Source organism: Candidatus Chazhemtobacterium aquaticus (assembly GCF_009936135.1).
Taxonomy (GTDB): domain Bacteria; phylum Patescibacteriota; class Microgenomatia; order UBA1400; family Chazhemtobacteraceae; genus Chazhemtobacterium; species Chazhemtobacterium aquaticus.
This window is the reverse complement of record NZ_CP047901.1, coordinates 38,700-63,896: the sequence shown is the minus strand read 5'-3', so window position 1 is coordinate 63,896 and position 25,197 is coordinate 38,700. Positions and strand designations below refer to the sequence as shown.

Below are 25,197 nucleotides of genomic sequence, written 5' to 3'. Positions count from 1 at the left end.
GAGTATGCAAAGTTTAAAGAGAATACTAAAGAGTTATCAGATTGATGAGGATAAGCAGAGGAGAATAAGTCGGGAGTGGCAGGATTATGCTTATCGATTGGCTTTAGAGCTTGAGGATTTGGAGCATAAAGCAATCTATATGAGATTGGCAAAGAATGAAGATAGGTCTTTACTTGAAGAGGTAAGAATATTTGTGAGAGGTGCTAATGCAAAAAATAAGGGAGGTTTGTTTATGTGGAAATTGAAACAGCTGAGGGAGAAGAAGAAGGATGGTGGAGTTAAGAAGTGGTAAACTAGGTGAACATGGCGCAAAAAGTGCGTAAAGCAGTGATACCAGCGGCCGGTTTTGGGACTAGGTTTTTGCCACAAACAAAGGCAATGCCTAAGGAAATGTTGCCGATTGTAGATAAGCCGGTGATTCAGATTGTGGTTGAGAGTTTGGTTGAGGCAGGAATTAAGGACATTATTATTGTGACTGGTTTTCATAAGCGAAGTATTGAGGACCATTTCGACGCTCCGAGTAGTGATTTGGTTAAGAACCTGAAGATGGGTGGGGAGAGTAAGAAGCACTTGTTAGATGAGGTGAGAGCGATTGGGAATTTAGCAAACTTTGCATACGTTAGGCAAAAGGGGCCATATGGAAACGGAACGCCCTTGCTTAATGTTCGGCATTTGGTTGGAGATGAGCCATTTATATATACATGGAGCGATGATTTCATTGAGGCGACTCCAAGTGATTTTCGGCAGTTGATTGCGGCTTATGAAAAGTATGGAGTGAGTTGTTTGGCGGCGGTTCGGGCGACTAAAGATGAGGAGTATAAACGGTGGGGTTTTGCGGGAGGAAGAGAGATTGAGGATGGGGTAATTGATGCTGAGGTGATTATTGAGAAGCCGGGAAAAGACAAGTCTCCTTCTGATTTGGGTAATGTAAGTAGTTTTTTGTTTACACCTGACATATTTAATTACTTGGACGAGGCGTTGGCGCAGATGGATGAGGGTGGAGAGTTGTATTACAACGATGCATTACGCTTAATGTTGGAGGATGGAAAAAGAGTGTTGGCGGTAGAGATAAAAGGAGGGAGGTTTCATGATACTGGGAATAAGCTGCAGTATTTAAAGACAGTAGTGGAGTTTGGACTGAAGCATCCAGATATTAATGGTGAGTTTCGGGAGTTCTTGCGGAAGCTGGAGTTGTAGAATTCAAGTCTGGCGGTTAATTTAACAGAGATGTGATAGATTGGTATTAATGGATAGGTTAAGGCAAGGCAAGTTGTTATTGCATCAAGTAGTGTTATTTGGAGTACTGCTAATACTGACTGGGGCAAGATTATTGATGGGTAGGTGGGAGATAGATTTGTATTTGTTGTGGTGGTGGCTAGGGGCATTATTGGGTTTTTCCTTTATTTTTTTGGATCGGCTATATTATGCCTTCTGGCAACATCCAGAGGAGACTCTGTCGATTAAGATGAAGGATTTGATTGCTAGGGGTGAGTTGGTTAAAGGGTTGGTGAGTGTTTTAGAAGAAAGGACTGATCAGACTAAATTGGCGATGAGAAGCGTGTTATTTTTAGGCGCTTGGGTGGTGTTGGGGATATTTGCCTTAACCAGTGTGGGAGCACCATTTGGTAGGGGATTTATGTTGGGAATGGGGCTTCACTTAGTTTTTGATTTGTTGGCAGATTATTTTGATCGGGGTCGAGATGTGAGGTTGTGGTTTTGGCAGATTAGGAGAGAGCTTAGCGAGCCTGAGGTGAGAACGGTGGTTTGGGGTTTTGTAATTTTGTTTGTGTTGATTGGTTGGGGTTTGTAGAGGTGCTTATTGTTTAAGAGCGACCAAAGCGTCGGTTACGCGTTGAATATTCTCGTATAGCTTTGTCAATATCTCTAGGGGTTAGATCAGGAAAAAGCTTTTTTTCGAAATATAGTTCTGCATATGCTGATTGCCAGGTCATAAATCCTGAAAGTCTGAGTTCTCCCGAGGTCCTATAAATTAAGTCGGGGTTTGGGTGTTTTAAAACTGAGGTGTCGAGATGGGCCTCAATGTTTTCGGGATTCATATCTTGTTTTTTTGTTTGAACGAGCTTGCTTGCTCGAGATATTTCATCTTTGCCACCATAATCTAGCGCAATACACGTGACTCTATCCTTAAATTTTTCTGTATTTTTTTCTGCTTTGTTAATGCAATTAATTATTTTTTGTGAGAGTCTATCCTTTCTTCCTAAGTGGATGATTTTAGTTTTGTGTTTTAGGGAGTTTTTTAGATGGTTTTCTATAACACTTGGGTATAAGTCCATTAAATATGTCACCTCTTCCTGTGATCGGTTCCAGTTTTCTGTTGAAAATAACCAAAATGTTACTGTGTGGATGCCTCTAGAATGTATATGATTCGCTATCTTTATAGTATTGGAGAAGCCTTTTTTGTGTCCTTTGAAGGTGGGCAAGTTACGACTTTTAGCCCACCTTCTATTTCCGTCTACGATGATAGCGATGTGATTAAGTTGTTGGGTGTTTAGGTTTTTCATACCGTTCTATTTATAAACCACTTAGCTGATTCAGCGAAGAAATCTACTGCTTCTTTATTCCAGTGAGACCAACTTTTAGCTTCACTGTATGCTAATTGCGCATATTTTTGTGCGGTTTTCTTTAATAAAATGTCGACATGGTATTTCTTGATAATTTCTTTTACCATATTTGCTTGTTTGTGGTTGATTGTTGGGTTGCCTAGTACTTGGCTAATAATCTTTTTTTCTTGGTTGTTGCATGTTTCTAATGTTTTTGTAATTAAGAGAGTCCTTTTTCCCTCTTTAAGGTCAGAGATATTTGATTTTCCGGTTTTTTCGGGGTCACCGAACATGCCAAGATAATCGTCTTGTAGTTGTCCTGCTATTCCAACGCTTGTGGCGTATTTTCTGATTATATTTATGTTGTTAGTTGTGTCTTGGCTTGAAAGCGAGATTCCAATTAGCATAGGGGCTAGTGTGGACGATCTTGACGCTTTGAAGTCAGCAAGCTCGATTATGCTATCCTCGTTAAAGAGCGTGTTGGGCATATCTCGTTCCAAATCGAATATTTGGCCAAGAAAGGTATCGATTCCGGCAGTTGTTTGTATGTTGACGATTTTGGAAAGTAATTTTGGAGGTAGGTTGCAGCTATGAAGTACATCGAGAGCAAGATATGCCGCAATATCTCCAGCCATGATAGCCATACCTAACGGGATGTTATTATCTAACTTTGTCTTTTTGATTAGATGTTGTAAGGTTGTTGGACTACCTCTTCTGATGGGAGAGTTGTCGATGATGTCATCATGAATAAGTAAATGGGTTTGCAACAGCTCGATACTTATGGCGCATGCAGTTAGATGTTTTTCAGTTGATGAGGTAATCTTTGTGCCTTGACCCAGACTAAAGGCTTCATATAAATAGGCTACCCTTTGTCTTTTTCCTCCAACTAACGAAAGATCTTTAATTAAATCAACGCAGATTTTGGGATAGATAGATTTATTAGGGAAGGATAACCGATTATTTAGATTTTCAAAATACTCCTTGAAGCGGGGATTGAAGGTGTCCCTGTGATGTAAAATTTTTTGTGAGATGTTCATACTTTATGTCCACCTCCAAACCTTCTTTTTCTTTTGTTGAAGGTTTTTATGGCTGATTCAAGTTTTTGTGAGTTAAAGTCTGGGAAGAAACATTTCTCGAAGTGTAGTTCTGAGTAGACAGATTGCCATGGAAAGAAACCACTTAGTCTCATTTCCCCCGAGGTTCTGATTATGAAGTCTGGGAATGGATAAGGTTGGTCCCCCGTATCTAGATAGTTTGAAAAGATAGTTCGTTTAATTTTCCCCCCCCCGTCAATATTATTGGATAGATTTTCTGATTTTAACTTTCCGCTTTGGATGTCGTTGATAATTTTGGTGATTGTGCGTAGGATTTCATCGTGTCCGCCGTAATCGAGGGCAATGTTGAGGATGTGGGTTTGGTTTGATCTCGTTTTGTCCTCGGCTTTTTTGATTTTATCTAACAATTTTTTTGGGAGCCTGTCTTTTCTGCCAAGGTGGATTATCTTGACATCTTCTTGTTCTGCGTCTTTTATATAATCGTCGATTGTCTTCATGAACAACTTGGTGAGGAACTCAAGCTCGGCTTTTGGTCGGTATTGCCAGTTTTCGGTTGACAGCCCCCACATAGTTAAGGTGTGAATGCCGAGTTTCCGTGAATGCCTGCTGATTTCTACTACGCGACTCATACCTTTTCTGTAACCTTCAAAAACAGGAAGTTTGTTGCTTTTTGCCCATCGAGTATTCCCGTCTGGGATTATTGCAAGATGTTTAAGTTTGTTTTTTTCCATAATACTTTGACCCATATGTTCTGAAAAAGCAGAGACATGAAGAATTATATCAGTTGAGGGGTTATTTGGTCACTTTTTTAAGTTAGAATGGAGAGATGGAAGGCTGTAATGCATTGGGGTGCTATCTTGAAAGTCAGGGTGGTTTGGTAAGTTTACCTTTAGTAACAGTGGCTGGTTTAGTGGATGGAATCAATCCGTGTGCGATTGGAATGATGGTGACGTTACTTGGTTACCTGATTGTGTTTAGTGGCAAGAAAACTAAGCAATTGGGTAAAGGTATCGAGCTTGGGCAATGGAATAAGAATCGGTGGATGATTAGGGTTGGATTAAGTTATATCGCCAGCGTGTTTGTGACTTATTTGGTGATTGGTTTGATGTTTTATAATCTTGCCTATCAGTTGCAACAGAGTATTTGGGCTGATTTATTTACCTGGTTGGTCGGTGGCGTATTGTTTTTGGCAGGTTTGATCCAGATTAAGGAGGTGGTATGGCCGGAGTTGCCGATACATTTACGAATACCGTCGGCAAGCAAGGAAAGATTAAACAAGTTGGTTGAGAAGGCGAGTATACCAACGACGGTGCTATTGGGAGTATTGGTGACGATATTGGAGACGCCCTGCAGTCTACCCTTGTATGTAGGAACGGCAATGGTACTGGCGGCTTCTGGGTTGGGGTTAGTTAAGGTAGTGTTGTATTTTTTGTACTACAACTTTTTGTTTGTGCTGCCGTTGATTGTGGTGCTTGTAGTGATGATTAAGGGAAGAGAAGTGGTGATGATGAGAGAGTGGGAGCATAGATATAAAAGCACGATGCATTTGGTTTTGGGGGTGGCTTTGATGTTATTGGGTGGTTGGTTGTTTGTGTCTTGAGTGGAGTTGACAAGAGTTGATATATACGATACCCTAGGGGGTATGAAAGAAGATGAGGTCAAATCCATGCAACAGATGTTAAGGAGAATTCAAGGTCAGGTGGGGGGTATAGAGAGAATGCTGGATGAGGGTAGAGGTAACGAGGATGTGTTAACTCAGCTTTCGGCGGCGATGAGTAGTTTAAAAACGGTAGCTCGAAAGATTCTGGCAGCTGAGGCAACTAGGTGTAGTGAGTCATCCAAAGCAAGTGAGAGATATGCTACGCTGTTGAAGCGCTTCTTTTAATTAGGTGTTATTAAGAATAGGTGTTATTAAGAAAATTATAAATAAGTTATTTAGAAAATATTATGAGTGCAATATTCTATTCGGATGGTGATTTTGAGGAGAAAGTGTTAAAAGCTGATAAGCCCGTGTTGGTTGATTTTTACGCAGACTGGTGTGGTCCCTGCAAGATGGCGGCACCGATTATTGAGGAGTTGGCAGGTGAATATGACGGAAAGGTTGAGGTTGGTAAATTGGACGTTGATGCAAACCAGCAAACAGCAATGAGGTTTGGAGTGATGAGTATCCCGACGGTGATAATGTTTAAGGATGGTAAGGAAGTGGATCGACAAGTTGGATTTGGAGGTAGGGTAATGTATGAGAATATGATTAAGAAGGTGATATGAGAGAGGTAATTGTAATTGGATCGGGTCCAGCTGGTTATGCGGCAGCCATATATTTGGCTAGGGCTAGGCTTAACCCGTTGGTTCTGGCAGGAGAGAAGGCTGGGGGTCAGTTGATGTTGACGACTGAAGTGGAAAACTATCCAGGTTTCGCAAAGGGTATTCAGGGTCCTGAGTTGATGGTGGAGATGAGAACTCAGGCGGAAAAGTTTGGAGCGGAGATACGAAATGAGAATGTAACAAAGGTTGAGCTTGGAGGGGAGTTTAAAAAAGTTTGGGTAGGTGACCAGCTAGAGGAGGCTAAAGTAGTGATAGTGGCCACGGGGGCGAGGGCGAAAATGCTTAATGTGGGTGAGGAGAGATTGTTAGGGAGAGGGGTGAGTACTTGTGCGACTTGTGACGCAGCTTTTTTTAAAGATAAGATCACCTATTTAGTTGGAGGTGGAGATGTAGCGATGGAGGATGCTTTGGCTTTAGCTAAGTTTGCTAAAAGGGTGGAGATAGTCCACAGAAGAGATGAATTTAGAGCTAGTAAGGTGATGCAGGAGAGAGTCTTGGGTGAAGACAAGGTTAGGGTGAGGTGGAACAGCGAGGTGGTGGGAGTTAAGGGCGAAAGTATACTGGAAGGTATTAAAATAAAAGATGTAAAGACGGGTAAGGAGGAAGAGGTAGAGGCTGATGGTTTGTTTTTAGCGATTGGACATATTCCTGATACTGATTTTTTGGGTGATGCGATTGAGGTTGACAGTCACGGGTATGTGGTGACAAGAATGGTGAAGAATAGTGTGGAGGAAAGAAAAGAGTGGTTAGAGGGTTATCCAACGATGAGTTCGGTTGAGGGAGTGTTTGCGGCTGGAGATGTGGTTGATTTTCGGTATCGTCAGGCAATCACAGCAGCGGGAATGGGAGTGCAGGCGGCTTTGGATGTGGAGAAATATCTGACTGGAAGATTACCTAGTTGGTAGGCAGATGAGTAGCGTGTGGGTTGGCTTTGGGGTAAAATTCAGCCATGGCCGGGAGATTGTCAGGAATTAGAGAACAGAGAATTGAAAAAATTAAGCAGCTTAAGGAGCTGGGAGTAGATCCGTATATTGGAAAGACGGAAAGGACAGATGTTATTGCTGAGGCAAGGGAGAAAGAGGGTGAGAAAGTGAAGGTGGTTGGTAGAGTGATGGCAATAAGGGGGCATGGAGGTTTGATTTTTATGGATTTGAGAGATGAGTCAGGTCAAATGCAGTTGGTTATAAAGAAGGATAACGTGAGTGAGAGGGAGTGGATGATACAGGAGTTGGTGGATATTGGTGATTTTGTGCAAGCAGGTGGTGGTGTGTTTAAGACTAAGGCGGGAGAGATAAGTGTGGAGGTAAAGGTGTTTGGATTGTTGAGTAAGGCGGTAAGGCCACTGCCTTCGAGTTGGCATGGATTTAAGGATGTGGAGGAGAGATATCGGCAGAGGTATGTAGATTTGATACTTAACCCAGAGGTGAGGAAGGTGTTTGATGCAAGAACACGGATGGTGAGATTTCTGCGTCAGTTTATGGATAAAAAGGGGTTTATGGAGGTGGAAACACCAGTGTTACAGCCAATTTACGGAGGAGCGACCGCGAGACCCTTTAAGACTTTTCATAACGCGTTGAAGAGTGAGTTTTATTTACGAATTGCTGATGAGTTGTATCTAAAGAGATTGATTGTGGGGGGATATGAAAAGGTATATGAGATTGCTAAGGATTTTCGAAATGAGGGAATCGATCGGCAACATAATCCAGAGTTTACAATGATGGAGTTTTACTGGGCATATGCCAACTATGAGGATTTAATGAAGTTATCAGAGGAGATGTTGGGTGGGGCAGTAAAGGAGGTAACAGGGAAGTATAAGATAGAGTATCAGGGTAAGAAAATTGATTTTAGTCCAGGTTGGGAGAGGATTACCTTCAGAGATTTAGTGTTTCGGGATACGAAGATTGATATTGATGAAGTCAAGGATGAAAAGGGGTTGCGGGAGATGATTAAGAGTAGGGGGCTGAAAGTAGAGTTGGAGGAGGTAGAGGGGTATGCCAATGTGTTGGATGAGTTGTATAAGGAGTATTGCAGACCCAAAATGACGGGGCCGGTTTTTTTGATCGATCATCCGTATGAAATGAAGCCGTTGGCAAAAAGAAAGAGTGGTGATCCAAGTAAGGTGGCAAGTGTGGCTTTGGTGGTAGCCGGTTTTGAGATTTTTAATGCATATAATGAGCTTAATGATCCACAAGATCAGCGAGAGAGATGGGAGGAGGAGAAAAAGCTGTTGGAGGCAGGTTTTAAGGAAGCACAGATGCTAGATGAGGATTATATTCGAGCGCTTGAGTATGGTATGCCACCAACGGCAGGATGGGGAATGGGGATTGATCGATTTACAGCGATTGTGACAAATCAGCCTAATTTGAAGGATACAATTATTTTTCCGACTTTGCGACCTGAGAGGTAAGGCTTAAGGTTGACAGTTTGTTTTTGTCTTGGTACTTTGTTTTTACTTTAAAATTTTGTCAAAGGCGTTGAAGGAGAAATAGTAGCTTTTTGAAGTGACATAAGAGAGCTGGTGGTAGCTGCAAACCAGTCGAATTCAAAATGTGAAATTACCCTCTGGAGCTGGTCTGACTAAATCAGACACGGAAGATAACCGTAAAATATCGAGAGTGTGTCACCTATTTAAGGTAAACAGAGCACTCGGTGAGGTCATTCTGGTGACAGAATGGCAAAAGCAAGGTGGTACCGTCTTTAGTTCTTGAAGGCCCTTGTTTGAGTCTAATTTTTTTTGGATTCAAGCAAGGGCTTTTTTGTTATTTATTTATAAAAAATATGGCGAGAACACCAGAGCAAGAAAAATTGAGAGTTGAGTTTTTGGCGCAACCAGTTGTTGGGGCAATAGTTGATGAAATTGATACTGCTGTTAAAGAAAACCCTGAGATAGGAGCAAGAGTTAAGTGGATTGCAGTTTCTGGAAGTAAGGCTAGACAGGCTGAGCTTAAAGGGGAAGTTGGTGGAGTGATCAGTGATGATGATTTGGTAATTTTGCTTGACGGTGCTCAAGAAGACGATCCAGTTAATTTAGACGCTTACGATTTGGTTTTAGATGCAATGAACGTTGCAACGAGAAAGATTATGGAAAAATTTGGGACAACCCCAGTGTTTGCTTCGACGATTAGACTTGAAGATGCCCAGATGGCGATTGCACGTTTGGTGGCTGGTCCTGATGCCAATCTTCATATGGTTCATTCATTGATTTACCCTTCAGCAAGGGCGGCTTTGGCATTTGAGCCTCCCAAGCTAACAAGAGGATTATTTGGACAATCATTGGGTTTGTGGGGTGATGAGGAGGCGGCCCGTCAAATAGCTGAGATGGCGCGAGCTGGGGTGGTGATAAGCGATCATAATTTAACAGTAGGAGGTTTAGATGGCATTAGTGATAATTTTAGAATGTTGAGGACAAATAGACATGTATTGCCGGTAGAGTTTTTGGGTCCTCAAACGATACATGTGTTGGATTACAGCTTAAAATGGGCGATGGCTAATGTTGTTGAGGACGGTAAGAATATTGAGGTTGGTACTTGGGAAGAAATTATTGATAATTTCCCGAATGCCCTAGGAAGTGAGGCGTTAGTGACTGTAGTTCATGAGATTCGTCGATTGAGGTCAATGGGTTCGGCGGTTGATTTGGATGAGGTGGAAGGTCTGTATAGGGGAGTGATTAAGTTGTGGCCAGTATTGACAGAGTTGCGAATTAGTAATGGGTTGAAATGAAGATAACTTTTTTGGGAACTGGCGCTAATGGTGGTTTGCCTCAAGTGGATTGCGACTGTAAGTATTGCCGTGCTGCTTTAAAGAAAAAGAATAAACAGCGGCTGAGGAGTAGTTTGTTGGTTGAGACAAAAAGGTCAAGAATTCTATTGGATTGTGGTCCGGATTTTCGTCAGCAATTAAGTGGTGTTGGATTGAAGATTCGAGATTTAGATTTGATTGTGATAACTCATTTTCATTTTGATCATGCGAATGGGTTAATTGAGTTGTCTGGAGGTCGGCCGTGTAAGGTTCCGGTGTTGGTGTCTGAGAGGGTTCGGAGACTTTGGAAAAGGTTTCCCAATCAAGAAATTGAGTATATGGTCAAGTCAGGTTTTGTTAAGTTGGTGAGTGAGGATAATGCAAAGAAGTGTGGAGTGAAGCTGGTCGATGTTCCCCATGACCCTGGATTTCCCACAGTGGCTGTAATCGTATCCGATTCGTCAGGTAAGGTATGGTATTCACCTGATGTGAGCGAGATAACAGAAAAGATGATTAAGGAAATCGCGATGATTGATGTTGTTGTATTTGATGGGACTTTCTTAAATGAAAATACTTATCCTGCTTCAAAATTTAATCATCTGACAATTGAGAAATCTGTGGATATATTGAAGCGAGAGGTGATTTATACTCATGTAAATCATTCTGAGAATGTTAAGGAGATAGAGAATTTTCTGCGGGCAAAAAGGTGTTTGCTTGCTCGTGATGGGATGATGGTGACACTTAAGTAATTAATGAGTGATAAAATTATGACAATGATTGATAAAAATTTTTGGAGAGATCTTAAGTGGCGGGGTTTGGTTTATGATGCAACACCCGGGTTGGACAAGGATTTGAGCAAAGAGGTGACGGTGTATATTGGGATTGATCCGACGGGAGACAGTTTGCACATCGGTCATTTGATGGGGGTGACGATGGCGAAGAGATTTGTAGATGCTGGACATAAGGCGATTATCATTATGGGTGGAGGAACGTCGTTGATTGGAGATCCGTCTGGAAAGGACGCGGAGAGGCCAATGGTGGATTACAAAGTGATTGAGGCAAATAAGAGGAAGTTGAAGAAACAATTATCTAGATTTTTGGATTTTGATGGTAAGAGAGTGCATATGATTGATAATGTTGATTGGTTGGGGAAGGTTAAGCTGATTGAGTTTTTGCGAGAAGTGGGTAAGTATATGCCAGTTAGTTCAATGATGGACAAGGAGTCAGTGAAAGCAAGGTTGGAACGAGAACAGGGATTATCTTACGCAGAGTTTTCGTATCAGTTGTTGCAGGCATATGATTTTGCAGTATTGTTTGAGAAACATGGATGTAATGTGCAGATGGGTGGGTCTGACCAGTGGGGCAATATCTTGCAAGGAGTCGATTTGATTAGAAGGAAGTATGAGAAAACGGCTCATGGTTTATCTTTTCCATTGATTGTTGATCCAAAAACTGGAAGAAAGTTTGGCAAAACAGAATCTGGATCAGCGATCTGGCTTGATCCTGAAAAGACTCATCCCTTTGGCCTGTATCAGTTTTTGATTAATGTAAGTGATGAATTGGCACCAACTTTGTTAAAGTTTTATTCATTTAAAGACATAAAAGTGATTAAGAAGGTGTTGAGCGATTGGGACAAAGATCGTCAGGGTAGATTGGTGCAAAGGGTTTTAGCGGAGGAGTTGGTGACAACAGTACATGGTGAGAAAAAGGCAAAGCAGTCACGTAAAGTGGCTCAAGTTTTGTTCGATCGGGGTAAGGAAAGGATGAGTAGGAGCGACTTTGAGTTTGTTAAGCTGGCAATTCCCCATATGGAGATTAAGAGTAAATCAGAGATAGTTATTGAAGAAGTGTTGGTGGAGCTAGGTTTAGTTAGCTCCAAGAGTGAGGCTCGAAGAGTAGTTGAACAAAACGGTGTAAGTTACGAGTTGTTTTATGATAAGTATTTTTTGGTAAGGAAGGGAAAGAAAGATTTTGGAGTAGTAGAGATGGAATAGTCGGTTTACGACGGAAATGGTAAAGGAGCGTTGTGTCCTGTAGTATTTGCTTTTTGGATGATTTTTTTGTATGATCTGGGAGTAAGATGTCAGGATTGGAGAGAGATATACATAGAGTTGATTTTGAGTTAAGAAAGGGATGGGGATTTGCGTTAAAAACAGAGGAGTATCAATCTGGTAGTGAGCTTGAAAGACAGGCATATGATTTTGTACTGGAGAAACATGCAGGTCAGAAACGAAGGGATGGCTCTGATTATACCGATCATTTGGTGGCGGTAGCTAGTTTGGTTAGAGAGGTGATGGGTATAGATGATGAACAGATTTTGGCAGCTGCGTTGCTTCATGATGTGGTTGAGGATGCTGGAGTAAGTTTGGAGGAATTGGAAGCTAAGTTTGGTGCAGAGGTGGCAAAGTTGGTTGGTTGTGTAACTGAGTTAAAGGGAACGGGAAGAACAAAGAGACAGGAGGATATTGAGACGACAAAGAGGGTGGTAAGAGAGAGTGGCTTGGATCCACGGGTGGCGTTGATTAAGCTAGCCGACAGGACGCATAATATGATGACGTTAGAGCCGATGCCTCAGGAAAAGAGGATTGCTAAAGCGAGAGAAACGTTTGAGGTGTATGTGCCACTGGCTGAGTCTTTGGGGGTGTGGGAGGTAAAACGAAAACTGGAGGATTTGTCGGTGTTTTATCTATATCCAGAGAAGATGGAGGAGGCTAAGAGAAGGATAGATAGTGACTTGAGGCTAAGAAGAGAGTTTTTGTATCATTGGCAGACAAGATTGGAGAGAATGTTGGTTGAGATGGGAGTTGAGGGTAGAGTTGAGTGGCAGGTGATGGGATATTGGGAGGCAGTTAAGAAAAGGGAGAGCATGCGAGCTAGAGATTTTTCACAGGTTCAGTTAGTTAGTTTTAGGGTGGTATTGCCTAGTGAACTTGATTGCCGGATGGCTAGTCAGTATATAAGGGTAAGCGAGGATGGATTGGTTGATCCACAAAGGGCGGATGATTACATAACAGAAAAGACGTATAACGGGTATCGGGCGATGCATGAGGGATTAAGACTAAAAGAAGGATCAACAGAGGTAGCATTTGTAACTGAGGAGATGGAGGAGTTTAATGCTTGGGGGGTGGTGAGAGGTTTGAGAAGGGGAGAGGATGTGAGCAGGTACAGTCTAAAGCTATTTTTTGATACTGAGGGGAGGGTGATTAAGTTTTTACCTGAGGAAGCAACTGGGGTGGATTTGGTGGTGAGTATTGATCCGCAGTTATTACATAGTGTGGGATCAATATTGGTTGATGATAGAGAGTTTCCTTTGAGTATTAATATTCCAAATGCAGCGGTGGTGAGACTGGTAATGAAGGAGGGTAATGGGGTGGATGTTGGATTGTTTGAGTATGCGATGTTGCCTAAAACAAGAGAGAAGTTAGAGGAGATAGCTAAAGAGATTGGAGCGACGGCTGATCTTGAGCGTGGCAGAGGTTTGTTAACATCCTGGATGAAGTCGAAGGGATTTGATGATTTGAATGACTTGGTTTGGGGTGAGAATGAACGGAAGAAGATGCGCTTGGTGTTGATGGAGCTTGGAGTTAGAGATATTGAGGAGCTGTATTTAGAGATGGGATTGGGAAATAGGGCAGTAGAGGAGGTAGTTAGGGTATTTGAGAGAAGTGAGTTGGAGGGGGTGAGGTCGGGATTGATGAAGATAAGGCTGGCAGGTCGGGATGAGAGGGGGATAATGGCTGAGGTGAGCGGATTGATTAGTGAATTTGGGGGGGTGATCAGATTGGGTAAAACCGAGGGCGATGGTCAACTTTATACTTTTGAGTTGGTGGTGGCAGGGGTAGGTAGTGAGGCCAAGCTGGAGATTGAACGAAGATTAAGTGATGATGGACATCGGTATAGTGATGTAACTGTTGTTTGACACTTAGGCACGGGCGTTTGGTAGAATTCGCTTTAGAGTTAGAATTTAGGTTGAGGCAGAGGCGAGAAATGATGAAAAAAGGGATATTACTATTGGTGGTGTTGGGATTATTGGTGGTAACTGGTGAGGTGAGAGCTCAAGTGGGAGAAGATATGTTGGTGGCAACGATGTCTAGTGAGCCAGGTGAGGCAAGCATGTCAGCTGAGGAGGCAACAGCTGCAGCAGTGCAAGAAGTTAAACCACCTAAAGATGACTTGACTGAGCCTAAAGAAGCCAAGACAAGATTGGAGAGAGTGCTTGATTCTAAGGAGGTGGGCCAGCTTGGAGTGGCCAATTTTTTGCAGGTGGCGATTAGGAGAGCGGTAAGTAATGGGGTACCAGCGAATACGATAGTGTTGATGATGCTGTTTCCGTTGGTAGCGGCGCTGATCGCAGCGGCCAGGCATGTGGTGGGTCTGCATGGGTTTGGAATTTTTACTCCAGCGGTGATCGCGGTGGCATTTTTGGCAACTGGAGTGACGGTGGGAGTAATTTTGTTTGGCGGGATTTTGTTGATGGCAACGTTGGCTAGAATGGTGATGAGGAAGCTAAAGTTGCCGTCTTTACCACGTATGGCTTTGTTGATCTGGTTTGTGTCGATGGGGGTGTTGGGCTTGATGTTGGCATCTCCATGGTTGAAGTTAGAGGGTTTGGTGAAGATTAGTATCTTCCCGATTTTGTTACTGATTCTCTTGGTAGAGACTTTTATAGAGGTGCAGATTACAACGACCTTAAAAACAGCCTTGGTAATGACAGGTCAGACATTGTTGCTGGCTTTGTTGAGTTTCTTGGTTATGAGTACTCAGGGTTTGCAGGAGTGGGTACTGCTTAATCCTGAGATTGCGGTGGTAGCGATTGTGGTTTTGGATGTTTTAATTGGGAGATATGATGGTTTGCGGTTGTTGGAGAGGTGGCGGTTTCGTAAATTGTTGGAGAGATAAAAATGGCTAATGCGAAGGATATCTTAGGGATTAATGCCCGGAGCAAATATTACTTGGGCTTGAACAAGAAGCAGTCTAGAAAGACGGCTGATTCAAAGATGCTGACCAAGCAGTTTTTGCGGAAGTACAAGATACCGCATCCAGAGATCTTGGGATTGCTTGGTTCGTCTCAAGAGGTAGAGGAGTTTGACTGGAATTCTTTGGATGATGGTTTTGTAATCAAGCCAGTAGATGGATTGGGTGGATCGGGGATCATGGTGGTAAAAAAGCCGGCTAAGTATGCGGGTGAGTGGCTGTTGATGGATGGAGGCAAGGTCGGAGTGGGTGACTTGAAACTTCATGCTAACGATATTATTGAAGGAAGGTATAGTAGAAATAACTTGCCGGATAGGGCTTTGATTGAGAGACGGGTCAAGATTCACCCGAAGTTTGTTAAGGTAGCAGTGGGGGGAACTCCGGATGTAAGAGTGATTGTGTTTAATAGGGTGCCGGTGATGGCGATGCTTAGAGTGCCAACGGAGGAAAGTAAGGGGAAGAGCAACTTGCATCAGGGAGCCATTGGTTTGGGGGTGGATTTGGCTACAGGGATAACGACCCATGCAGTACATCATGATAGGAGGATTAAGCACTTTCCGGGAACTAAGAAAAAGGTGAATGGGATTGCGATACCTTTTTGGAATAAAGTGCTTGAAACGGCGAGTAGAATCCAGTTTAAACGACCAGGCTTGGGTTACTTTGGAGTAGATATTTTGCTTGATAAGGAAAGGGGTCCAATGGTGATTGAGATCAATGATCAGCCCGGGCTGTCGATCCAGCTGGCGAATATGACTGGATTGAAGCGAAGGTTGGAGCGGGTTGAGGGGATAGAGATTGAGGACGTGGAAAAAGCAGTCAGAGTGGCTAAGGCATTGTTTGCTTCAAAGTTTTCTCATCGAGTGAGAGGGGTACCGGGTGAGAAACAGGTGGTGGGGGTGTTTGAAACGGTGAGATTAAAGCCACATAAGGGTAAGCGGGTTGAGGTGAGGGCAAAGCTTGACACGGGAGCTTTTCGTTCAAGTATTGACGAAGAATTGGCGACTGAGTTGGGGTTATTGAGCCAGGAGCATGTGTTATGGGAGAGAACTTTTCGGTCAGCTTTAGGTAAGGAAAGACGGAAGATCATTGAGGTGGACATGAAGCTTAAAGGAGTGAGATTTAGGGCGCAGGCAAGTGTGACTAATAGGCATGGATTACGAACAAAGATGATTTTAGGGAGAAAAGACTTGAAGGAGTTTCTGATTGATCCTCGGTTAGTTAGAGTAAGATAGGAGTATGAAAATTGCATATTTTTATAGACTGGATAAATTTGAGACTCATAAGCGGTTTGTGGAGGAAGGGCTGAAGCTGGGGATTGAGATAGTGCCGATTAAGTATCGGCAGCTTAGTTTGCAGGACACCGAGATATATTTTGGAGATATGAAGTTAAGTGATTTTGATTTGTTTTACTTTCGAGCAGTGGGATCAGAGTTGGAGTGGAGTAAATTGCTTGATTTGTATGCGCGAAAACATAAGATTCCAATGGTGGATGAGTATCTGGGGACAGAGGGTCCGTTGCGACGATTTAAGGCAGTAATGGGGTGGCAGTTAATTGAGAAAGGGGTAAGTTATCCTAAAACAGTTTTGGTAGAGAAGCTGGCTGATTTAGTGAGTGAGTTAGATAATTGGGAGTTGCCGGTAGTGGTTAAGTTAAGCAAGGGAGGCAGACATGGGATGGGGACCTTTTGGATTAGGAAAAGAGAGGATTTGGATGAGTTGGCAGAGAAGTTGGAGGAAAGAAAAAGAGTTGCAGTTGAGGAAGGTAGGGAGGTACCAGTCTTTAGAGGGTTTTTGATTCAACCGTATATACCTAATGATGGGGATTATCGAGTTTTTGTGGTGGGATACAAAGTGGTGGCGGGTTTTAAGAGACAGGCTAAGGAAGAAAAGTTGGTGATGAATAAGTCGCTGGGGAGATCGGAAGGACTTAAGGAGGTGCCAAGTGAGGTGGTAGAGGTGGCAGAGGCGGCGGCTCGAGCAGTGGAGGTGGAGGTGGCGGGAATTGATTTAGTGAAAGATAGTCGAGATGGAAAGGTGTATGTGGTTGAGGTAAACGAAGCACCGGAGTTTAGGGTGATGGAGAAAAGGACAGGTAAAAATATTGTAAAGATGATTGTGGAGTACTTGGTGGGGAAGGCTGAGAGGTAAAGGATTCTTAAAAACAGGTGGGGGTGATAAGATGGGAACATGAAAAAAATGTTGATATTAACTCGGTTTGTGAAGGAGTATGAGCCAGTAAGATTGGCAGAGGAGGGTAGAAAGATGGGATATGAGGTTGATTTGGTTAAGTACGGACAGATTAGTTTAGGAGTGAGTGGAGGTAAGGTGGAGATAGATTTGCGGAAGAAGAGAAGGTTGGATGATTATGAGGTGGTGGTGATGCGAGCCTCTAGTAAAAAAGGAAGTTCGATGGTGGGAACAAAGACAGCGGTGCTGGAGATGTTAAAGAGAGATGGTAGGGCAAAAGTGTTGAATGGAGAGAGTTTTGAGAAGTTTCCATTGATGGGTAAGTTGGAACAGGGCTTGGTGTTGGCAAAGTATGGAGTATCAACGGTTGATTTTGTGAGTTTTGGGAGTAAATCAGGTTGGGAGGATTTTGAGGAAGAGCCGTGGTTTAATTTTCCAATGGTGGTTAAGGGGCGGTTTGGTAGCCATGGTAGGGCAGTTAAGTTGGTTCGAGACTGGGATGGATTTGAGGAGGTGATGAAAGGATACAAGACGGGAGAGGTGTTGGTGCAGCCAAAGTTGAAGATAAAACAGTGGTATCGCTGTATTGTGGTGGGAGGTAAGTATTTAGGTGAGATGAGACATAGACAGAAGAGTAAATATGAGGGTGAGGAAGGTAAGTTGGTTAAATTAAGTGAGAAAAAGATGAGGAGGCTTAGAGAGTTGTGTTTGAGGGCGTGTGAGTTGTTTGCGATTGATTATGCAGGTTTAGACGTAGCTTGGGACGAGGAGAAGCAGGATTGGGTGGTATTGGAGATAAACAGAACGGCTCAGTTTAAGTATTTTGAGAAGAGAACGGGTGTGAATGTGGCGGCAGAGATGATAAAAGTGGTGGCTATGTGAGGCTAGGAGTAGTATAATTGTGCCCATGAGTCGCGAAAAAGTAGCTGTCGGATTAAGCGGTGGGGTGGATAGTGCGGTGAGCGCTTATCTGCTTAAACGTGAGGGATATGATGTAGTTGGTGTGCACCTGGTGTGTTGGGATGAAGGACCGGGGTGTAAAGCATCGAGGGACCGTCAGGATGCTTTAAAAGTGGCAATGGCATTAGAGATACCCTTTGGGGTGTTAGACTTTCAAAAGGAGTACAAGGAGAGGGTGATTGATCGGTTTTATGATGATTATGCTAAGGGTTTGACACCAAACCCGGATGTTTGGTGTAACAGTGAGATAAAGTTTGGTATGTTTTTGGAGTGGGCGAGAAGCGAGGGTTTTGACAAGATAGCGACTGGTCATTATGCAGAGGTCAGGAAAGTTGAGGAAGAGGATCAGACAAGATGGGGTTTGTTTATGCCTAAGGATAAATGGAAGGACCAGACCTATTTTCTGTACCGATTGGGTCAGGAGGAGTTGGGTCGGGCAATGTTTCCCTTGGGGAGTTATGAGAAAAAAGAGGTGAGAAAAATTGCGAGTGAGGTTGGTTTGCCAGTGGCGGATAAGAAAGATAGTCAGGGGATATGTTTTGTGGGGGATGTAGATATAAGCGAGTTTTTGCATAGGAGGCTGCAGGATAATGAAGGCGAGGTAGTGGATACAAGCGGAAGAGTAGTGGGTAAGCACAGGGGTGTTTGGTTTTACACAATTGGCCAGAGAGGTGGTTGGCAAGTGAGTGCTAATTTTCAGAAAAAGTTCGGAGGAGAGATTCCGGTTTTTTATGTAGTGGACAAGGATGTAAAGAACAATAGGTTGGTGGTTGGGTTTGGGGCTGAGACATATAGGGAGAGTTTGATGGTTAGTGATTTAAGCTGGGTGTGGAGTAAGAGAGTAAGTGAGGATGGTTTTAGGGTAAGAATTCGGCATGGGGGCAAATTGATTGGAGCAAGAGGAGAGTGGAGTGGTGAGAAAATGAGAGTTGAGCTTGATGAACCACAGAGAGGAGTGGCGGCAGGTCAGGCGGCGGTGTTTTATGAAGGTGATGAACTACTGGGTGGTGGGGTGATTGGATAGCGGTGATTGTGCTTGAGCCTAGAGGTGTGATAAAATGACGGCTATTGTTATCAAGTAATTTACATGACCTGTCTGCTTAAAGATAGGTTAATAATTAGAGTTGGCTACTAAGCGAAAGAGTTCTGCCTTAAAAAAAGGAAAGAAAGAGGTGGTAAAAAAGAACTCTAAAAAAATCACCAAGAAAGAGAAGGTTGTTTCTAAGTCGAAAGGATTTAAGTCGATGGATGAGTTGTTGGCTAAAACTGGGTATCAGTTAAATGTACCCAAGAGAGGTGATGTGATTAAGGGTATGGTGACTGAGGTAAGGAAAAGATTGGTGTTGGTTGATATTGGGGCAAAAACTGAAGGGCTAGTAATCGATAAAGAAGCAGAGGCAGCAGCAGCGTTGATTCAGACTTTAAGTGTCGGGGATGAGATTGAGGTGTTTGTGAAAAACCCAGAGAATGATCAAGGTCAGATCTTGCTAAGTTTGCGCCAGGCAGCTGATGACAAGAGATGGGAGTTGTTCAGTGAGTGGTTGGAGACAGGTAAACCAATTGAGATTAAGGGTCTTGAGACGAACAAGGGAGGATTGATTGTGTTGGTAGATGGGATGAGAGGGTTTGTGCCAGCGTCGCAGTTTAGCCAGGAATACCTGGGCAAGATGGATAAGTTGATTGATAAGACATTTAAAGCTCAAGTAATTGAGGTAGACAGAGAGCAAAACAGGTTGATTTTTAGCGAGAAGATTGTGTCTGAGGCAGGTGAGATTGCTAAGAAGGGTGAGGCCTTAAAGAAGATTAAGAAGGGTGATGTGTTAGAAGGTGTAGTGAGTGGAATCATGCCGTTTGGAGTGTTTGTGACTATTAAGGTAGAGATTAGTGATGATAAGGATGAGGATCAGGGTAAGCTGGAAGGCTTGATTCATATTAGTGAGATTAGTTGGGAGAAGGTTGATGATCCAAACAAATACTACAAAGTAGGGGATAAGGTGAAGGTTCAAGTGATTGGAATTGAGGAAGATACGAGTAAGCTTAACTTGTCAGTCAAGAGATTAGCTAATGATCCATGGCAATCAATTGAGAAAAACTATGCTGAAGGAACTCAGCACAAGGGTACGGTGGTAAGACTAGCGCCTTTTGGAGTATTTGTGAATTTTGAGGCTGGGATTGATGGCTTGATTCATATAAGTAAGATGCCTGCAGGAAGAGAGTTTAAGGTTGGCGAGGAAGTAGATGTGTATGTAGAGATGTTGGATAAGGAGAATAGAAGGATGAGTTTGGGAGTGGTGTTGACTGAGGTACCAGTTGGATACAAATAGAGCTAATAATTAGTGAAAATAATATGGCCAAAACAAAGTTAATCATCAAGGATGACCAGGTGTTAGTAGATGCAGAGTTGATTTTTGAAGAGATTAAGAAGGCGAAGGGTGACTGGAAGAGAATCGAGAAGGAGATCAAGCAGATGCTTGAGGCTTTTGGGGCTTAGTTGATGAGGAGAACAGAGTGGCGCTTAGTTTTTTTAGATTGTTGATTTTGGGATCAAGAGGTTGGTAGCCTAAATTTTTGGCCTCTTTAAGGCGTTTGTCAAGGTAGGCAATGGGGCGGATTTCGCCAAGAAGGCCTAGTTCACCAAGGGCAAGAGAGTTTATAGGGAGGCTTAAATTTTTGTAGCTGCTGATAATGGCGAGAGCTAAACTCAGGTCGGCGGCAGGATCGGTGAGGCGGAGCCCGCCGGTGACGTTGACGAAGACATCGTAGGAGTTGAGTTTTAGATTCAAGTGTTTGGTGAGAACAGCGCAGATGAGCTGGAGTTTGGGAACAGGAATACCCTGGGCGACGCGTCGAGGGATGGCTAGCTCAGTGGGTACGGTAAGGGCTTGAATCTCGACAAGTAGGGGTCTGGTACCTTCCATGACCAAGGTTTTGGCTGATCCAGGAGCAGTGGCTGATTGGTCGGAGAGAAAAAGAGAGCCTGGGTTCTTGACCTCAATTAGTCCAGAGCTAGTCATCTGAAAGAGGCCGGTTTCATCGGTGGGGCCGAAGCGGTTTTTGACGCCTCGTAAAAGTCTTAAGTCATGGTGACGATCGCCCTCCAGTTGGAGAACAACATCAACCATGTGTTCGAGTAGCTTGGGTCCAGCTAGTTGGCCTGATTTAGTAACGTGGCCGACTAGAATGGTGGGTGTACCAGTTGATTTGGCAAAGTGAATAAGGAGATTACTAGCAGATCTAATTTGAGACATGGAGCCGGCGGTGGTAGAAAGAGTGTCGCTGGCTACTGATTGAATGGAGTCGACGATGAGGGTGGTAGACGGATGAGTGTTTAGGTGCTTTAGAATAGCTTCAACATTACTGGTTTCTAGAAGTGAGATGCGGTTGGGGTGATGAGATGCTTTTTGAAGTCGGTTGATGCGGGTGGCGACTTGGGCGGCGTTTTCTTCAGAGCAGACGTAGGTGATGGTGTTTTGAGTAGCAGAGGTGAGGGCGAGGGTGAGTTGAGTTAGGAGAGTGGATTTACCGATGCCGGGTTCGCCAGCGAGGAGATAGACACCACCTTGAGTTAGACCAGGTCCTAAGACGCGGTCAAGTTCACCGATTTGGCTTGGAAGAGTGGACTTGGCAGTGGTTTTAAGGGCGGAGGAAGGAGTGGTTGATTTAAGCGGAGTGGAGGAGGAAGGAGAGGGGGAGTTTGGGAGTTTGAGCTCAGAGAGAGTGTTCCAGTTTTTACATGCAGGACACTGTCCAGACCACTTGGGAAACTCGTTGCCACAGGAAGAGCAGAGAAAGATGGAGGAAGGTTTGGACATGAGTTAACTATACACCAAGATAGAGTAGGAATGAGTTTTCCACAAGAGATTTATTAGGATGATAAGAGGTCATTTTCGTGGCTATTTTAGAGAAAAATATTGATATAGGATATGGGGATTTTACTGTAATAATTTACTACAGGTTGACGATTTGGAGATTGTAGTGCTATACTGCGGTGTATCAGTAAAAGACGCTGAAATTAACAAAATTTTGTTTGGAATTTGGAAAGTAGAGACGAGAAAGGCATTACTACCGCAGCCTAACTCGAATAGTAATGCCTTTCCATTTTAAGATTGTGCCAGGACAGGTGGCACGAATCTGTGTGAAGGTTAGCACTCCAAAAAAACGCTGTCAAGGAAGGTAAAGGCCTTAGAAGGGGTTTGGTGACAGGTTGGGCAGGCATGTCACCAGCCCGCTTCTGAGGCTTTTTGTTTTGATATACTAGGGTATATGGCGTTGACAATGGATGATAAGAGGTGGATTGCGGGGATGGTTGGAGAGGCAATAGGTAGATCGGTTGGTCCAGCGGTGGATAAAGCGGTAAACAAGGCAATAGATAGATCGGTTGGTCCAGCGGTGGATAAAGCGGTAAACAAGGCGGTTGGCCCGGCGGTAGAGCGAGAAATGAAGCTTGTTGTAGAGGTTGTGCGGGAAAATAGGGAGTTGATAATGGCTAATGCAGAGTCGATTAGGGAAGTTGGCGATAGGGTTGATGGGTTAGAGAGTAAGATTGATGGAATTGATAGGAAGTTAACGGTGATTACTGATCATCAGGGGAGGATGCTTGATAGGCATGAGAAGCGGATAAGGAGGCTGGAGGCAGCTGTTGTTTAATCTTGTTTGTTGGGATGAAGGAATGTGAGCAAGGGGAGAAAGAGAAGGAGTGAGAAGCCAAAAAATTGAAAGAGTTGAGGTCGGTAGACAATAATCAGGTGTGAGTCGTCTTGGGGAAGTAGCCAGCCGTTGGCCCAGTCGTTGGCGATGATGTGCTGGTCTTCAGGGATGGGAACAAGTAGAAGCGAGTTAAGGTAAAGTAGCCAGTTGGGAAGTTTTTGAGAGAAAAAGTTGGCTTGATAGGCTTTCCAGCCCTCGTCATAGGCTTGGTTTAGGACAAGTAAGGAGTTGGCTTGAGATGAGGAGGCAGAGGCGGTGTAGAGGGAGTAGGCGCGCTTCTGAGTGGTATTTAGTTGTGTATATGGATGGGTTGAGGAGTTTGGAGTGAGATCGAAGGTGGTGGGATTAAGAGGTTGAATCTCGATTTGGCGCCAAGCGTTTTCGGTCTTGAGACGACCGATGGAGTAGTTGTAGAGATGGAGGGTGTAACCATAATCTTGGGGATTCATGGGAGGAACGGTAAGGGTGGAAGTAGTAAAAGGGTGGTTGGAGTCGGTATCAAGATATTGGTAAATCAGGCAGGTGCCACTAGCGTATGATTCAAGACAAACAAGAAGCGGCTGGCCGGAGATATTTTGATGATCAATGGTGATTTTGTAGCCGTAGGCATGGGGAAGTTGGGGATAGGTGAAGTGGTCACAGAGATTGGCGTTAATGGAGGTATAGGTAATTTTGTCGGGGGCAATGGTTTTGGTGTAGGAGGTGGAGTTGTAGGGGTCGCAGTTAGTGGCTTCGTTTTTGGTGGTGGAGCGATTGACTGAGGGGGTTTCAAGAAGATTAAATTGGGTGGTATCAAGCTCGGGATCGGCAAAGATGATGGGTTGAGGATTAAAGGCCTTGGTGGAGAAAAAGTTTTGTGGTTGAGTGGAAGGGTTGGTTTGGTAGACGGAGATAAAGTCAAAATCGGAGATATGATCAATTTTGTCGCTTTGGTTTAAGAGTTTTTCAATTTGGGGAATGAAGAGGGCTTTTTGAGAGGTGGAGGCGGGAATGATAAGAGAGCGGTCGAGAATAAACCAGTTGATCTGGTATTGATCGATGAGATTCTCTAATTGAGTGAGGTTTTGAGAGTAGATGGCTTGGGAGATTTGGTGGTAGTAGTTTTCTGAAGCAGAGGACCAGGTGTCAAAGGCGCGATCTAGGATGGGCTGCTCAATCCCATACCAGAGAAAGCCTGAGCCTTGATAGCCCCAGTTATAAAACTGCCAACCCCAGAGAGTGTGCTGGGGTAAGTTGGCGATCCTAGTATTTTTGTCTTGATGGTCGAAGAAATCAAAGAGCTGGAAATAGGCATCGGGAATGGATTGTTTCATGGCAGGATAGATTAGGTGGCCTTGGAACATGGGTCCGGAGAAGATAAGGAGTGTTAGGATGAGAGTGAAGGAGGTGATAAAGGTGGTAAGGTGGGTGTGGAGGAAAGAAAAAAGATCAAGTAAGAAAATAACACCAATGCTAAAAAAGAGGGAGTAGGAGAGGGCGGCAGGGGTAGACCACTTGGTGTAAACAGAGCGGAATGATTGGCCAAGCAAGGGGATCTGGTCAGTAAGAAAATCGAAAAGAAAACCGGTGGGAGGATTGGAGTTGATAAGGAAGAAGAGGGAGAGGAATAGAGTAAAGGCAAGAGGGATGGAGTGAGGGAGGCGTTTTTTGAGTGAGTAGAAGAGGCCGATGAGAACAAGGACAAAGAATGAGTAGCCGATGATTAGAACGACTGGTTGATTTAGATGATCGGTCCAGGGACCCATCATGATTTCGAACTTATCAGTGGCAGGATTAAGTGAGACAAAATCGAACCAGAAACCTTTAAGCAAAGTGACGTTTTTGAGGTCGCCAAATTCTTGATTTCTTAAGGCCACATCCTGGGTGCCGAGATGATTTTGGGCAGAGGTGAGGGTAACTGAGGCGTTGTTTAGAGTAAAATGGGCAACGGGGAAAAGCCAAAAGGCGTGGGTGATAAGAGTGATTAGACTTAAGAAAAAGAGAGTGGATATTTTTTGAAGTAGGGCTTCTTTTTTGAGTAAATGAGTAATGATTATGGGTAGGAGGGTGAAGAGATAAACAAGGAAGAGGGTTTGGATATAGAAGGAAGGCGTGGAGAGTAGATTGACGAGAATGAGGAAAAGAAGGTGGCGACGGGTAGGTGAGTCTAGGTAAACAAAGACACTTAAAAGAAGCCAGGGGAGGGAGGCATAAAAGGCAATGAAGGTCTCGAAAGGAGCGTAGAAAGTTTGGAGAGTGCCTAGATTGAGGAGATAGAAAAGTCCGGCAAAAAAGGAGGCGATGATCTTAGTGTTGATGGAGAAACGGGGAAAGTTGGTAAGGGTGTGACGGGTGAGAAGATAGGTGCCGATGGGTCCTAGGGTGAGGGTAATAAAGGCGAAGAGATAGCGGATGAGAGAGGGATGAAGGAAGGAGTAGAAGGGTATTAAGAAGAGTTGGCGTAAAAGATCGGCAGCATGGCCCATACCGCCGACTAGTCCTAGAGATTGGTATTCCTGCCAAGTGGTATCAAGGGCTCTTTTTAGATTAATATCGGGATTGAATTCAGGGTGAAGATTGTCCCAACCAGTAAACCAGGTGTTGGGTTCGTAGTTTAGGAAAATAAGTAGGGAGGTAAGAAGGAGATAGATGAAGGGAGGAAGAATGGATTTGAGGTTGAGTTTGGTTTTGGCTGAGAGTTTGAATTTCAT

25 protein-coding genes and 1 other annotated feature are annotated in these 25,197 nt (G+C 43.7%); of the genes, 20 read left to right on the top strand and 5 right to left on the bottom strand.

The window, feature by feature from the left end; all coding sequences use genetic code 11:
• Positions 1-4 precede the first annotated feature (4 nt).
• From MICH65_RS00270 to MICH65_RS00260, 3 genes are read left to right on the top strand one after another with little or no spacing between them, the layout of a single operon-like run.
• Positions 5-292, top strand: coding sequence for a hypothetical protein (locus MICH65_RS00270; RefSeq protein WP_161931442.1), 288 nt, complete (start codon positions 5-7; stop codon positions 290-292).
• 11 nt (positions 293-303) lie between these two features.
• On the top strand, positions 304-1,197 hold the full coding sequence (locus MICH65_RS00265) for a UTP--glucose-1-phosphate uridylyltransferase (RefSeq protein WP_161931441.1): 894 nt from the start codon (positions 304-306) through the stop codon (positions 1,195-1,197).
• A 49-nt stretch (positions 1,198-1,246) separates the two neighbouring features.
• Positions 1,247-1,810, top strand: a complete 564-nt coding sequence (locus tag MICH65_RS00260) for a hypothetical protein (protein ID WP_161931440.1) — start codon at positions 1,247-1,249, stop codon at positions 1,808-1,810.
• A gap of 13 nt (positions 1,811-1,823) precedes the next feature.
• Here the strand turns inward: MICH65_RS00260 and uppS (MICH65_RS00255) are convergent, their stop codons facing one another.
• The 3 genes from uppS (MICH65_RS00255) to uppS (MICH65_RS00245) are packed head-to-tail and all read right to left on the bottom strand — an operon-like array spanning position 1,824 to position 4,347.
• The gene (gene uppS, locus MICH65_RS00255; protein WP_161931439.1) at positions 1,824-2,522 is read right to left on the bottom strand and encodes a polyprenyl diphosphate synthase; all 699 of its coding nucleotides are present in this window, start codon (positions 2,520-2,522) and stop codon (positions 1,824-1,826) included.
• Entirely contained in the window at positions 2,519-3,598 is a 1,080-nt protein-coding gene (locus MICH65_RS00250) for a polyprenyl synthetase family protein (RefSeq protein WP_161931438.1), read from the bottom strand. The genes uppS (MICH65_RS00255) and MICH65_RS00250 overlap by 4 nt, the downstream gene beginning before the upstream one ends.
• Complete coding sequence (gene uppS / locus MICH65_RS00245; RefSeq protein ID WP_236870853.1) at positions 3,595-4,347, bottom strand: polyprenyl diphosphate synthase; 753 nt, start codon at positions 4,345-4,347, stop codon at positions 3,595-3,597. The genes MICH65_RS00250 and uppS (MICH65_RS00245) overlap by 4 nt, the downstream gene beginning before the upstream one ends.
• Positions 4,348-4,442: 95 nt before the next feature.
• On the opposite strand from uppS (MICH65_RS00245), the gene MICH65_RS00240 reads away from it, so the two are divergent.
• The 16 genes from MICH65_RS00240 (at position 4,443) to MICH65_RS00165 (ending at position 20,291) form a co-directional block, all read left to right on the top strand.
• Complete coding sequence (locus MICH65_RS00240; RefSeq protein ID WP_161931436.1) at positions 4,443-5,216, top strand: cytochrome c biogenesis CcdA family protein; 774 nt, start codon at positions 4,443-4,445, stop codon at positions 5,214-5,216.
• Positions 5,217-5,258: 42 nt separating this feature from the next.
• Complete coding sequence (locus MICH65_RS00235; RefSeq protein WP_161931435.1) at positions 5,259-5,501, top strand: metal-sensitive transcriptional regulator; 243 nt, start codon at positions 5,259-5,261, stop codon at positions 5,499-5,501.
• 62 nt (positions 5,502-5,563) lie between these two features.
• Entirely contained in the window at positions 5,564-5,884 is a 321-nt protein-coding gene (trxA, locus tag MICH65_RS00230; RefSeq protein WP_161931434.1) for a thioredoxin, read from the top strand.
• Complete coding sequence (gene trxB, locus MICH65_RS00225) at positions 5,881-6,846, top strand: thioredoxin-disulfide reductase (protein ID WP_161931433.1); 966 nt, start codon at positions 5,881-5,883, stop codon at positions 6,844-6,846. The genes trxA and trxB overlap by 4 nt, the downstream gene beginning before the upstream one ends.
• Before the next feature lie 44 nt (positions 6,847-6,890).
• On the top strand, positions 6,891-8,348 hold the full coding sequence (gene lysS, locus MICH65_RS00220) for a lysine--tRNA ligase (RefSeq protein WP_161931432.1): 1,458 nt from the start codon (positions 6,891-6,893) through the stop codon (positions 8,346-8,348).
• A 58-nt stretch (positions 8,349-8,406) separates the two neighbouring features.
• Positions 8,407-8,660 (top strand) — a binding site (T-box leader).
• 59 nt (positions 8,661-8,719) lie between these two features.
• Positions 8,720-9,661, top strand: coding sequence for a hypothetical protein (locus MICH65_RS00215; protein WP_161931431.1), 942 nt, complete (start codon positions 8,720-8,722; stop codon positions 9,659-9,661).
• A complete protein-coding gene (locus MICH65_RS00210; RefSeq protein WP_161931430.1) occupies positions 9,658-10,428 on the top strand; it encodes an MBL fold metallo-hydrolase in 771 nt (256 codons plus the stop codon). The genes MICH65_RS00215 and MICH65_RS00210 overlap by 4 nt, the downstream gene beginning before the upstream one ends.
• Before the next feature lie 24 nt (positions 10,429-10,452).
• Complete coding sequence (gene tyrS / locus MICH65_RS00205) at positions 10,453-11,673, top strand: tyrosine--tRNA ligase (RefSeq protein ID WP_161931429.1); 1,221 nt, start codon at positions 10,453-10,455, stop codon at positions 11,671-11,673.
• An 86-nt stretch (positions 11,674-11,759) separates the two neighbouring features.
• Positions 11,760-13,598, top strand: coding sequence for an HD domain-containing protein (locus MICH65_RS00200; RefSeq protein WP_161931428.1), 1,839 nt, complete (start codon positions 11,760-11,762; stop codon positions 13,596-13,598).
• A gap of 68 nt (positions 13,599-13,666) precedes the next feature.
• Positions 13,667-14,578 carry a 7TM domain-containing protein gene (locus MICH65_RS00195; RefSeq protein ID WP_161931427.1) on the top strand — a complete coding sequence of 304 codons (912 nt, stop codon included), beginning with the start codon at positions 13,667-13,669 and terminating at the stop codon, positions 14,576-14,578.
• 2 nt (positions 14,579-14,580) lie between these two features.
• The gene (locus MICH65_RS00190) at positions 14,581-15,885 is read left to right on the top strand and encodes a sugar-transfer associated ATP-grasp domain-containing protein (RefSeq protein WP_161931426.1); all 1,305 of its coding nucleotides are present in this window, start codon (positions 14,581-14,583) and stop codon (positions 15,883-15,885) included.
• Positions 15,886-15,889: 4 nt separating this feature from the next.
• Positions 15,890-16,801, top strand: a complete 912-nt coding sequence (locus tag MICH65_RS00185) for an ATP-grasp domain-containing protein (RefSeq protein WP_161931425.1) — start codon at positions 15,890-15,892, stop codon at positions 16,799-16,801.
• Between the two features lie 39 nt (positions 16,802-16,840).
• A complete protein-coding gene (locus MICH65_RS00180) occupies positions 16,841-17,722 on the top strand; it encodes an ATP-grasp domain-containing protein (protein WP_161931424.1) in 882 nt (293 codons plus the stop codon).
• A gap of 25 nt (positions 17,723-17,747) precedes the next feature.
• On the top strand, positions 17,748-18,824 hold the full coding sequence (gene mnmA / locus MICH65_RS00175; protein WP_161931423.1) for a tRNA 2-thiouridine(34) synthase MnmA: 1,077 nt from the start codon (positions 17,748-17,750) through the stop codon (positions 18,822-18,824).
• Between the two features lie 100 nt (positions 18,825-18,924).
• A complete protein-coding gene (locus MICH65_RS00170) occupies positions 18,925-20,124 on the top strand; it encodes a 30S ribosomal protein S1 (RefSeq protein WP_161931422.1) in 1,200 nt (399 codons plus the stop codon).
• Positions 20,125-20,147: 23 nt separating this feature from the next.
• Complete coding sequence (locus tag MICH65_RS00165; protein WP_161931421.1) at positions 20,148-20,291, top strand: hypothetical protein; 144 nt, start codon at positions 20,148-20,150, stop codon at positions 20,289-20,291.
• Here the strand turns inward: MICH65_RS00165 and radA are convergent.
• A complete protein-coding gene (radA, locus tag MICH65_RS00160) occupies positions 20,260-21,612 on the bottom strand; it encodes a DNA repair protein RadA (protein ID WP_161931420.1) in 1,353 nt (450 codons plus the stop codon). The two genes, MICH65_RS00165 and radA, sit on opposite strands and share 32 nt — an antisense overlap.
• Before the next feature lie 451 nt (positions 21,613-22,063).
• Here radA and MICH65_RS00155 point away from each other — a divergent pair, with 451 nt between their 5' ends.
• Complete coding sequence (locus MICH65_RS00155; protein WP_161931419.1) at positions 22,064-22,447, top strand: hypothetical protein; 384 nt, start codon at positions 22,064-22,066, stop codon at positions 22,445-22,447.
• On the opposite strand, the gene MICH65_RS00150 is transcribed toward MICH65_RS00155, so the two are convergent.
• Positions 22,444-25,197, bottom strand: coding sequence for a hypothetical protein (locus MICH65_RS00150; protein WP_161931418.1), 2,754 nt, complete (start codon positions 25,195-25,197; stop codon positions 22,444-22,446). The two genes, MICH65_RS00155 and MICH65_RS00150, sit on opposite strands and share 4 nt — an antisense overlap.